Here is an 11,848-nt window from a genome sequence, read left to right on the forward strand (position 1 = left end):
ACTTTCGTAGTTTAAAGCATTAATTGAACAAAAGGCACTTTACAGACACCTTTTTATGCATGCTGCTTGCATGTATATTCATCAACTTCGATTTTGAAAACTCCAACTGCATCTGCAAGCTTCGGATTCTCACTGAAGTCTTTGAACTCTTTACCGGTCTGATGTTTCATGATCGCTGCCAGAGCCTTGCATTTTTCTTCCTGATCTTCTACGACAGATGCCTTGCCACTGCCGATAATACTTGCATAATAGTAGCTGTACTGGCATGCAACTTTTCCTTCAACGAGTTCATCCTTGCAGTCCATCTCAAATCCAACATATGGATTTTCTTTTATTAAGTCCAGTTTCTTGCCTTCTTTTGCTCCATGCACATACATTGTCAATTTATCTGTTTCTATTACAAGCCCAAAGTTTACAGGCACTACATATACGCCCTTTCCATCCTGGATTCCAATTCTTGCTACTTTACATACATGCAGGATTTCCATCTGTTTTTCTCTGTCTGTGACTTCTCTGTCTGTTCTTCTCATCTTGTGAACTCCCTTCTTCCTGTATATTATTATGCCATACGAATTGCTCCATACTTCACACTTCCACAATTCTACTCGTATATCATGATTTAAAAATAAACACTGGCATCGGCGGATTATTTTTTCTATTATAATACTCATTTGCGATCACTGTATATTCTCTTGACGGCAGTGTACGCAGCAGATTCAGAATTGCATCTTTTTCTTCAAAACCGGTATCGCCGCCACTGTATATGCAGAGACTCATCATCCCTCCATGCTTCAAAAGTTTCAATCCTTGCAGGATTGCCTGCATACTGGTTTCAGCATGGGTTGCAACCTTATGATCTCCCCCCGGCAGATATCCAAAATTAAAGCAGATCACATCCACAGTCTCTTCTCCTGCATATTCTGCCATATGCTCATGTCCGCACAGACAAAGCTCTGCCCGGTCTGCAAGTTCTTCTTTTGTAAGACGCTCTTTTGTAAGATGGAGCGCTTCTTCCTGCACATCAAATGCAAGAACATGTCCATTTTCACCTGCAAGTCTGCATAAGAAGGCGGTATCTCCACCTTTTCCCATTGTTGCATCGATATACAGGCCTTCTTTTACTGCCTGCGATTCTATGATCGCCTGACACCACTGTGTAATCTGTGACTGTCTCATATCTTTTACTCCGTTCTGCGATTGTTATATAAAAACATTGCTACTGCCATCAGACAGATGACTGCATAGCCGATCCAGCTTAACAGATCCGGAATCTGTTCGAAGAAGAAAAATCCAAGTCCTGCCGAGAAGATAATCTGTGAATAATCATAAACAGAGATCTCTCTCGCCGGAGCATAGCAATATGCTGCTGTAATAGAGAACTGGCCTCCTGCCGCCGACAATCCTGCAAACAGCAGAATCCCGATCTGTGCAAGACTCATCGGATGATAGTCAAAAAGCAGCCATGGCAACGTCACTACACAGGAAAAGGTAGAGAAGAAAAATACAATAAACGGTCCTTTTTCTCCCCGCTCTCCAAGTTTTCTTACCATCGTATATGCCGCTCCTGCACCGATTCCTCCACACAGTCCGATCAGGGAAGGGAGCAGATCCATATTGCTGAATGTCGGTTTGATCACAAATAAACTTCCCACAAACGCACCGATTACAAATAATCCCTGTGGCACCGTAATCTTTTCTTTTAACAGAAAGTAGCTGAAGATTACTGCAAAAAATGGAGACATCTTATTTAACATCGATGCATCTGCCAGCACTAGATGATCTACTGCATAGAAATTACAGAGGATTCCAATCGTTCCACAGATGGATCTTCCAAGCATATAGCCTAAATTTTCTTTTTTACAGTGAAATGGTACTCCATTCTTCATTAATATAATGCCGGCAAAAATGGCCGCCACAAAATTTCTAAAGAAACTTTTTTGTATCGGTGGTAGATCTCCTGCCATTCGTACAAAGAAACTCATCAATGCAAAACAAAAAGCTGACATGATAATACATATAATTCCTTTGTACCGTTTCTTACTTTCCATGTCTTACTGACTCCTTTATCTTTTTTACTTTCTTTTCATTATATTTCTGTAATGATGATTTAAAATATCCGTTTAAAAATCAAACAATGATAACTGGTTGGATTCCGGCAGTTCTCCAAACAATCCAAGATCATTCATCGTATCAATAACCGTCTTACTTGCTTTTGTACGCTGTCTGAAATCATCCCTGGACAGATATGGACCATCTTTTGCGGCAACTTCTACTGCCTCTGCAGCCTTATCTCCCATTCCATCAATCGTAGAGAACGGCGGCATCAGTTTTCCGTCAATGATCTGGAACTTTGTCGCTTTCGCTTTATAAATATCGATTGGCATAAATTCAAATCCTCTCGCATACATTTCCTGCACGATGTGCATATCCTTCATCTCATCCTGCTCTTTATTCGTAAGCGAGGAAGATCTTCTTGTATAGTCATTGATATAATATTGCAGCTTTTCCTTACCCTGACACATTTTTTCATAAGAAAATGCATTAGCACGGATTCCAAAATAAGCGCCATAATATGCCAGCGGATAATTAACTTTACAATAAGCAATTCTGTATGCCATCATGACATATGCAGCCGCATGGGCTTTCGGAAACATATATTTGATCTTCTCGCAGGAACCGATATACCAGTCCGGTACATCATGGTCGATCATATCTTTCTTAAAGTCTGGCCACTCCTTACATTTTCCCTTTGCTACTGTTCCCTTTCGCACACGTTCCATAATCGTAAAGGATTCCTCACTGTCCAGTCCTTTATTGATCAGATACGTCATAATATCATCTCGCGTACAGATTGCTGTGGAAATCGTTGCCTTGCCACTCTTGATAAGATCCTGCGCATTATTCAGCCATACATCCGTTCCGTGAGACAGACCGGAGATACGGATCAGATCCGATAACGTCTTTGGTTTCGTATCGACAACCATCTGGATAACGAAATCCGTTCCAAACTCCGGAATACCAAGGCAGCCAACCGGACAGCCTCCGATATCATCCGGTGCGATTCCAAGCGCCGATGTATCGTGGAAGAGTGACATTACGTCCGGATCATCCAGCGGAATATCCGTCGCTACAAATTTGTGATCTGTTTCATTGTATTCATTGTCCATCGCCGGTGAGCTGATATATTCCTCCAGCGTCTTGATCATTGTCGGATCATCATGTCCGAGAATGTCCAGCTTCAATAAGTTGTGATCGATGGAATGGTAATCAAAATGTGTTGTGATAATATCTGTTGTCATATCATTTGCCGGATGCTGCACTGGAGTGAACGAGTTAATATCCTCACCCAGTGGAAGTACGATAATACCACCCGGATGCTGTCCGGTACTTCTGCGGATACCGGTACATCCACCTACAATACGATTGATCTCACAGGTTCTCTTTCCCTGTCCGCGCTCTTCATAATAATTCTTCACATAACCGAACGCTGTCTTATCTGCCAGCGTACCGATCGTTCCGGCACGGTAAGTCTGACCTGCTCCGAAAATAACTTCTGTATATTTATGCGCATTACTCTGATAATCACCGGAGAAGTTCAGGTCAATATCCGGCTCTTTATTTCCTTTGAATCCAAGGAAAGTCTCAAATGGAATGTCAAAACCATCTTTGATCAACGGTGTGCCACATTCCGGGCAGTTCTTATCCGGCATATCCCATCCACAGCCTCCGGCATACGCACGCACTTCATCCGAATCAAAATCACTGTAATGACAATTCGGGCAGTAATAATGGGGGCTTAGCGGATTAACTTCCGTGATTCCCGCCATCGTAGCAACGAAAGAAGATCCTACGGATCCACGGGAACCTACCAGATAGCCGTCCTCATTTGATTTCCATACCAGCTTCTGTGCGATAATATACATAACAGCGAATCCGTTGGAAATAATAGAGTTCAGCTCTCTCTCCAGACGTTCCGTAACAACCGGTGGAAGTTCCTCTCCATACATGGAGTGCGCTTTATTATAACAGATCTCACGCAACGTCTTATCCGAATCCGGGATAACCGGCGGACACTTATCCGGACGCACCGGGGAAATCCGTTCGATCATATCGGCAATCCGGTTCGGATTCTCTATTACGATTTCTCTTGCTTTCGCAGAACCGAGGTATTCAAATTCTTCTAACATCTCATCCGTTGTGTGCAGATACAGCGGCGGCTGGTTATCCGCATCCGGGAATCCCTTACCCGCCATAATGATCCGGCGGTACACTTCATCTTCCGGATTCAGAAAATGCACATCACAGGTTGCCACAACCGGCTTATTGAACTTTTCACCTAACGCAATAATCTTCCGGTTGATCTCACGCAAATCTTCCTCACTGTTTACCTTCGTAATCTTCGGGCTGTCGATCATGAATTCGTTGTTTCCAAGCGGCTGTACTTCCAGATAATCATAGAAGTTGACAATTCTGGAAATCCGCTGTTCAGACTTATCATTTAAGATTGCCTGATACAGCTCTCCCGCTTCGCAGGCGCTTCCTACAATCAAGCCTTCTCTGTATTTTGACAACTCACTCTTCGGAATACGCGGGCGTCTCGCATAAAAGTCCAGATGTGACTCCGACACCAGTTTGTAAAGATTCACACGACCGGTCTGGTTCTTTGCAAGAATAATTACATGATAGGACGGTAATTTCCTGATCGCATCCTTATTCTGCGCTCCAAACTGGTTTAATTTCGTCAACGTCTTAATATTTCTGGCGCGCAGCATTTCCACAAATTTTACGAAAATCTCTGCCGTCGCTCCCGCATCATCAACAGCGCGGTGATGATTTTCCAGAGAAATGTGCAGTGCATTCGCCACAACATTCAACTTAAACTTCGATAAAGTCGGCAGTAAGATTCTCGCCATCGCTACCGTGTCTACCGATGTAAAATCCGGTGTGATGTCCTGATATCTGCAATTCTGTTCAATAAAGCTTACATCAAAGCTTGCATTGTGTGCCACCAGTACCGCATCTCCGACAAATTCGAGAAACTGAGGCAGGATCGTCTCGATATCCGGCGCTTCCATAACCATGTCATCGGTAATGCCCGTCAGGTTCGTAATTTCAAACGGAATCGGCACTTTCGGATTGACAAATGTACTGAATTTGTCAGTAATCACTCCATTTTCCACCTTTACAGCACCAATCTCGATAATCTTGTCCTTGATTGAGCTGAATCCGGTCGTCTCAAGGTCGAATACTACATATGTGTCATTCAGGCTCTGCCCTTTTTCATTCACTGCAACATCCTGCAGATCATCAACCAGATAACCTTCCACTCCGTAAATCACCTTAAATGGATCGTCTTTATCCAATCCTTCAATAAAATGATTGGCAATTGGGAATGCCTGTACCACGCCGTGGTCTGTGATTGCGATCGCCTTGTGTCCCCATTCATGGGCACGCTTCAGAATATCAACTACCTCAGAGACACCGTCCATATCGCTCATCTTTGTATGGCAGTGAAGCTCCACACGTTTCTCCGGCGCAGTATCCATTCTGGATTCTGTGAAATCACTGATCTTGCGGATTCCGGTTACCGAACCGATTGTCAGTTCTCCGTCAAATTTATCGATCGTTGTTACACCCTTGATTTTCAGAAAAGCGCCTTTCTTGATATCACCTAATACATCTGGGAGCTGCTCATTTCTTACAAACATCTTAACCATGATCGTATCGGTAAAATCTGTCACTGCGAACATGACAATTGTCTTCTCATTACGGATCTCACGGGTATCAAATTCAATGACTTTGCCACGGAAGGTAATCTCACCCATCTCACCTACAACTGTGGATAACTCGATCGGATCATCATCAAAATCACGTCCATAGAGCAGATTCGGATCGTCCGGATTCCGCTTAAATGGAGAAAACCGCTCTTTTTTACCAAAGTTTCCGGAAAATTTCTTACCCTTTCCACCAGTCATTGGTTTTGATGCAGACTTTTGCACCGCTGCTGCTTTCTTTTCCTCTTTTTTCGTTTCTTTTTTCTTATCTTCGTCTGAAGCTTCCGCTTCCTGAGTGGCATTTTCTTCTCTCACTGCCGCTGTGTGTTCCAGAATTGCTTCTACTTCCTGCTGAATCTTCTGGTCATTATATTTTAATTTGCTGTCTTTTGCTTTCTTATATGTAACGTGTACTTCAATCGGACAGCAAAAACGCTCTGCAAATATCCGCTCCAGATAATGTACGAGATGCTCTTTCTTGCCCTTTGCAACAATTGTATCTGTAAGCTGGAGTCTCAGTACATTTTCCGTATCAAAAGACCACGTAGCGCTCTGCATCATGCTGCGCTCTACGACACTCTCCGTCCCCAGTTCTTCCAGAATACTGTCCAGATACTCGTTAAGCAGATTCTCCGGCGTATACTGTGCCGATAAATGATACTGCTCTTTTACCTCTATCTGGAGTCTGTTTTTTCCGAATAACTGCTCCTTTACCATAGATTCCACACGGTAGATCATCTTCTTCTGAAGCAAATGTGCACTTTCTATATGAATACGGACAAAGTCACGATTAGAATTCGTCGTGACTTTGCTAACTTCTACGTCCTGTAATAACAGACGCATATCATCTTTCACCTTTAATGTTGGAAATACTTCAAAAAATTTTTTATTCATTCCAGTGTAAAAGCTCCCATCTTAATGTTTCTAACAACTCATCTTCTTTTACTTTCTTCACAATCTCGCCCTTCTTGATCAGAAGTCCTTCTCCGATTCCTCCGGCGATTCCTATATCTGCTTCTTTTGCTTCTCCCGGTCCGTTTACGACACAGCCCATCACCGCAACTTTGATATCAAGCGGAATATCAGCTACCATCTGCTCTACCTGATTTGCAAGACCTATGAGATCGATCTTCGTTCTTCCGCAGGTCGGACAGGACACAACTTCGATTCCACCTTTACGAAGTCCGAGTGTCTTTAAAATTAATTTTGCAGACTTGATCTCTTCTGTCGGATCTCCGGTCAGTGATACACGGATCGTATCTCCGATTCCCTGATGCAGAATCAGACCGAGCCCAATGGATGACTTAATATTTCCGGCAAGTAAAGTACCGGACTCTGTAATACCTACATGTAATGGATATTTACACTGGTCAGCGATCAGCTCATGCGCTTTCACACACATCAGTACATCGGAAGATTTGATGCTGACAACCAGATTGTCATAGCCCATCTCTTCAATCATATGTACTTTATCCATGGCACTCTCAACCAGGCCTTCAGCTGTAACGCCACCGTATTTCTCTACCAGATTCTTCTCCAGAGAACCGCTGTTTACCCCGACACGGATTGGGATGCCATGTTCTTTTGCCTTATCTACCACTGCCTGCACGCGGGATGCATCCCCGATATTTCCCGGATTGATACGGATCTTATCTGCGCCATTCTCAATCGCAGCAATCGCCAACCGGTAATCAAAATGAATGTCCGCCACCAATGGAATATGAATCTGCTTCTTGATTTTTCCAAGTGCTTCCGCCGCTTCTATCGTCGGCACAGCGCAACGAATAATCTCACATCCTGCTTTCTCCAGCGCATGGATCTGTGCAACCGTTGCATCTACATCTTCTGTCTTCGTATTCGTCATAGACTGAATTGCAATCGGATTTCCTCCACCAATCTTCACATTTCCAATCTGTACTACTTTCGTACGTTCTCTTGTCATAATTTCTCTCCTTAACCGCAATTATTCTGTTTCTTTTCTCTCTAAATGTCGGAAAAACCCTCTATCACCCGTTTCTTTGAACAGGAAAAATAGAGGGATCTTAATTATTCCTTATCTAATACCATCTGATCGCCATATTCGCTCTCCGTAAGTGTCAGACATTCCCGGTCAACACTGTACGTGTAAGTCGATGCCAGCGATTCAAGAGCTGTCTCCAGATCATTTTCGCTATATGCACCCTTAGACTTATCAGCTACGCTTTTTAACTTCGCGTCATCATAGGAAAATGTAATCGTCTTCGCATCCTTATCAATCGAATAAGCTAAAGGCACTTCTACTTTGTCCTGCTCCTGGAAATCTAACAGCGTCACATCTGCCGAACCGCTGCCATGGATACTCAGATCCATTCTTCCATTCTCATCCTTCCAGTTTCCTTCTACCGGATTGGAAGTGAACATCTTCGTCAGCAGGAAGATTGCAATCAGGATGATCAGCGCAGTTGAAACCAGTACGACTGCCCTCCAGATTCTGCTTCTTTGTTCTTCATCATTCTTTGCTATAAACATCTATCTTCGTCCTTCCGTATAATACTAATATGCTTTATACAAATTATAAGTTTTTTCCAATCGGGTGTCAATGGCAAGCGCCTTGTGTCTTTTCCAAAATAATGTTCCCTCTATTGAATTTTCTTAGTCATAATGGAGATTTTTTATTTTGGGGAATTAGCATCCGGTGAAATTTCTTGTCTGTCCCTGTATAAATAACTTTATTCCTCCATCTCCACTACGAGATAAAAGCCTCTCTCTGTCTTCTCGATTTCCTTGATAACCCCTTTTCGGGACATAATACGCTCTCTTGTACGGTAAATGCCGGACATTGCAACTGACGGCTCTACCAGATAAGTATACTGACCGGTCACGGCGCTTCTTTCGCTGATCACAACCTCCTGACCTTCTTCAACCAGTCCTTCTCTTTCCATCTTAAATCTTTCCTGACGCATAATATCGCTTCCTTTCCATATAATAAATTTATGATGCCAGCTGATTTGTTCCTTTCATGTCTCATTTGTGTTGCGTTTCGGAACTTTTATTCTGCTTATTGTTGAGTCTCGGCACATTCTATGTTCTTTATCGAAACAATTGTTAAAATACATATATATTATCCAATATCCAGAAAGGCGGTAACGTATTATGGCATCATTCGCTGAAAAATTAAAAGCTTTACGCGGGCAAAATCATATGACACAGGCTCAGCTTGCCGCCGCTTTAAATGTTGCACGTTCTACTGTTGCCGGATATGAAACAAAAAGCCGAGAACCTTCCCATGACAAACTGAATGTTATGGCAGATTTGTTCCATGTCAGTGTAGATTATCTGCTTGATGATTCCCCTGTTGAAATTACCACTTTTGATGAGCCGCACACTTCGCAGACCGAAGCGCTCCTGCTTACAAGATACCGTAAGCTGTCACTCCAATCGAAAAAGGAGTTGTTACATTACTTGGAACTCTTAGAGTCCTGGGAAACAACTTCCCACTTAAAAATACAATAATACGTATACCAAAACCGAGATTTTAGTATACGTATTTTTTATTTTCCTATTAACATTCTTCTGCTATCTTCAGAATCAGATCTCTTGTATCGTCCCATCCAAGACACGGATCTGTAATTGATTTTCCGTAAGTCATATGATCACAGATGTCCTGTCTTCCTTCTTCCAGATAGCTCTCAATCATAACACCCTTTATCATATCTTTGAGAGCCGGATTGTATCTTCTGCTGTGCAGAATTTCGCTTGTAATACGGATCTGCTCTTTGAATTTCTTATTCGAATTTGAATGGTTGGCATCTACAATAATTGCCGGATTCTCCAGATCTTTTTTCTGGTACAAGTCATATAAGCGGATGCAGTCTTCGTAATGATAGTTCGGAATACAGGTTCCGTATTTATCTACACCACCACGCAGAATCGCATGTGCATAAGGATTACCGCTTGTAGACACATCCATTCCGCGATAAATATAACGATGTCCTTTCTGTGCTGCAACAATGGAATTTAGCATAACCTCGAGATTTCCGCTGGTCGGATTCTTCATTCCTACCGGGATGTCCATTCCACTTGCTGTTAATCTATGCTGCTGATTTTCCACAGATCTTGCACCGATCGCCTCATAAGATAAAATATCATCCAGATAACTTCTGTTCTCCGGGTAGAGCATCTCATCTGCCGCTGTAAGCCCTGTCTCTTCCATTGCTCTTAAATGCATCTTACGAATGGAAAGGATTCCGGCGTACAGATCCGGTGCTTTCTCCGGATCTGGCTGATGCAGCATTCCTTTGTATCCTTCCCCGGTTGTCCTCGGTTTATTTGTATAAATACGCGGGATCAGGATCAGACGATCTTCGACCTCTTCATTAACTCTCGCAAGACGGTTTACATATTCGCATACCGCATCTTCATTATCCGCGGAGCACGGTCCGACAATTACAAGGAATTTATCGGATTTACCGGCAAATACATCCTTGATCATCTCATCTCTTTTTTCTTTAATGTTTTTTAATTTATCCGACAATGGATATTCTTTTTTTAATTCCGCCGGTGACGGAAGTTCTTTATTAATTCTGACTGCCATTTTTTATCATCTCTTCTATCTGTTCCGGTTCCGGCATGGAACGGATAGCTCCTTTTTTTAATGTAATAAGCGCTGCGCCGGCATTCGCGTACTGAAGGATTTCCTCCAGATTTTCTTCTGTGAGATTATCGATTCCATATTTTAACACACCATTGATCGCACATCCGCAGAATGTATCCCCCGCTCCGGTTGTCTCTATCGCTTTCACCGGATAACCCGCTTTTTCTACACGCATATCTTTGTAATATGCACGGCTTCCGTCTTTTCCCATTGTCAGGAAAATGAGTGGAATGTGATATTTATCCTGTAAATACTGAATTCCCTCATCATAGTCTTCTTTTCCGGATACAAACTGGATCTCATTATCAGATATTTTTAACACATCACACTGTGTAAATCCATATTCCATCATCTCTTTTGCTTCATCCAGAGATTTCCATAACGGTGGTCGTAAATTCGGATCAAATGTGATCAGACATCCTGCTTCTTTTGCAGTCTCAAGCGCTTTCTTTGTCGCTGTGCGAACCGGCTCATCTGTCATGGACAATGTACCGAAATGAAATACTTTTGATCCGCGAATCAATTCTTCATCAACTTCTTTTTCTTCCAGCATCATATCTGCACCTGGTTTACGATAAAAAGAGAATTCCCTGTCTCCGTCCGGAAATGTATGAACAAAGGCAAGTGTTGTCTTAATCTCTTCATCCAAGATCAGACCTTTTGTCTCAATCCCGATCGCATCGATCGTATCTTTTAAAAGTCTTCCAAACTGGTCATTTCCAACTTTTCCAATAAAAGCAGTCTTTCTGCCAAGCTTGTTCAGCATTGCAAGAACATTGCATGGCGCTCCGCCCGGACATGCTTCAAACAGACCGTTTCCCTGTTCACTCTCTCCGTTTTTCGTAAAATCGATCAGCATCTCGCCCATCGCTGTTACGTCATAAATCTTATCCATAATAGTCTCTCCCGTTTTTCTTCTTTTCTCTATCCAAGCAAATGTACGCCGCCAAGCAGGACATAAGAAACAAACCACATAATGACAGTTGCCATACAGATTCCAAGCATGATTGCCGGAAACGCTTTTTTAAATTTTATTCCCAGAAGCGCTGCGATCAGAGATCCTGTCCACGCTCCGGTTCCCGGAAGTGGAATACCAACAAACAGTACAAGTCCCCAGAACTCATATTTCTCGATCTGGTCTTTTTTGCTCATTGCTCTTGTTTCCAGCTTTTCCACCAGTGGTTTCAGCTTCTTCGTTCCTTTCATCCATGCAAAGATCGGTGTGATCAGAAGCAGAATAAAAGGCACCGGCACGATATTTCCAATAATTGAAAGCGGAATTGCTTCTGCTACCGGCACACCGAGAATTGGTCCTGCAACAAGTAATGCACCACGAAGTTCTACGATCGGAATCATGGAAATGATAAAGACGATTGCTTCTTTTCCCATGCTTCCTCTAAGGGCATGTATCAGGCCCTGCACTAAAGTTTCTGTCATATTC

Annotated in this window: 11 protein-coding genes; 1 reads left to right on the forward strand and 10 read right to left on the reverse strand. The window is 42.7% G+C overall.

The window, feature by feature from the left end; genetic code table 11:
• Window positions 1–53: 53 nt before the first annotated feature.
• The 7 genes from DW125_RS00180 to DW125_RS00210 all read right to left on the reverse strand — a co-directional run bounded on the left by DW125_RS00180 (window position 54) and on the right by DW125_RS00210 (window position 8,716).
• Window positions 54–530 carry a pyridoxamine 5'-phosphate oxidase family protein gene (locus DW125_RS00180; RefSeq protein ID WP_117536740.1) on the reverse strand — a complete coding sequence of 159 codons (477 nt, stop codon included), beginning with the start codon at window positions 528–530 and terminating at the stop codon, window positions 54–56.
• An 82-nt stretch (window positions 531–612) separates the two neighbouring features.
• Window positions 613–1,176, reverse strand: a complete 564-nt coding sequence (locus DW125_RS00185; protein ID WP_021860792.1) for a tRNA (mnm(5)s(2)U34)-methyltransferase — start codon at window positions 1,174–1,176, stop codon at window positions 613–615.
• A 5-nt stretch (window positions 1,177–1,181) separates the two neighbouring features.
• Window positions 1,182–2,048, reverse strand: coding sequence for a DMT family transporter (locus DW125_RS00190; RefSeq protein WP_117536741.1), 867 nt, complete (start codon window positions 2,046–2,048; stop codon window positions 1,182–1,184).
• A gap of 72 nt (window positions 2,049–2,120) precedes the next feature.
• Entirely contained in the window at window positions 2,121–6,668 is a 4,548-nt protein-coding gene (locus DW125_RS00195; RefSeq protein ID WP_117536742.1) for a PolC-type DNA polymerase III, read from the reverse strand.
• The gene (ispG, locus tag DW125_RS00200; RefSeq protein ID WP_021860795.1) at window positions 6,661–7,716 is read right to left on the reverse strand and encodes a flavodoxin-dependent (E)-4-hydroxy-3-methylbut-2-enyl-diphosphate synthase; all 1,056 of its coding nucleotides are present in this window, start codon (window positions 7,714–7,716) and stop codon (window positions 6,661–6,663) included. The genes DW125_RS00195 and ispG overlap by 8 nt, the downstream gene beginning before the upstream one ends.
• 104 nt (window positions 7,717–7,820) lie before the next feature.
• Entirely contained in the window at window positions 7,821–8,282 is a 462-nt protein-coding gene (locus DW125_RS00205; RefSeq protein WP_117536743.1) for a hypothetical protein, read from the reverse strand.
• A 200-nt stretch (window positions 8,283–8,482) separates the two neighbouring features.
• Window positions 8,483–8,716, reverse strand: coding sequence for a hypothetical protein (locus tag DW125_RS00210; protein WP_117536744.1), 234 nt, complete (start codon window positions 8,714–8,716; stop codon window positions 8,483–8,485).
• 190 nt (window positions 8,717–8,906) lie between these two features.
• Between DW125_RS00210 and DW125_RS00215 the strand changes: the two genes are divergently transcribed.
• Complete coding sequence (locus DW125_RS00215) at window positions 8,907–9,266, forward strand: helix-turn-helix domain-containing protein (protein ID WP_117536745.1); 360 nt, start codon at window positions 8,907–8,909, stop codon at window positions 9,264–9,266.
• A 49-nt stretch (window positions 9,267–9,315) separates the two neighbouring features.
• On the opposite strand, the gene DW125_RS00220 is transcribed toward DW125_RS00215, so the two are convergent.
• From DW125_RS00220 to DW125_RS00230, 3 genes are read right to left on the reverse strand one after another with little or no spacing between them, the layout of a single operon-like run.
• Entirely contained in the window at window positions 9,316–10,347 is a 1,032-nt protein-coding gene (locus DW125_RS00220) for a 3-deoxy-7-phosphoheptulonate synthase (protein WP_117536746.1), read from the reverse strand.
• Entirely contained in the window at window positions 10,331–11,302 is a 972-nt protein-coding gene (locus DW125_RS00225) for a carbohydrate kinase family protein (protein WP_117536747.1), read from the reverse strand. The genes DW125_RS00220 and DW125_RS00225 overlap by 17 nt, the downstream gene beginning before the upstream one ends.
• 29 nt (window positions 11,303–11,331) lie before the next feature.
• A complete protein-coding gene (locus tag DW125_RS00230) occupies window positions 11,332–11,844 on the reverse strand; it encodes a COG2426 family protein (protein WP_117536748.1) in 513 nt (170 codons plus the stop codon).
• Window positions 11,845–11,848 lie beyond the last annotated feature (4 nt).

Origin of the sequence: Dorea sp. AM10-31 (assembly GCF_003435815.1) — a bacterium.
In the GTDB taxonomy this organism is placed as follows: Bacteria; Bacillota; Clostridia; order Lachnospirales; family Lachnospiraceae; genus Dorea_D; species Dorea_D hominis.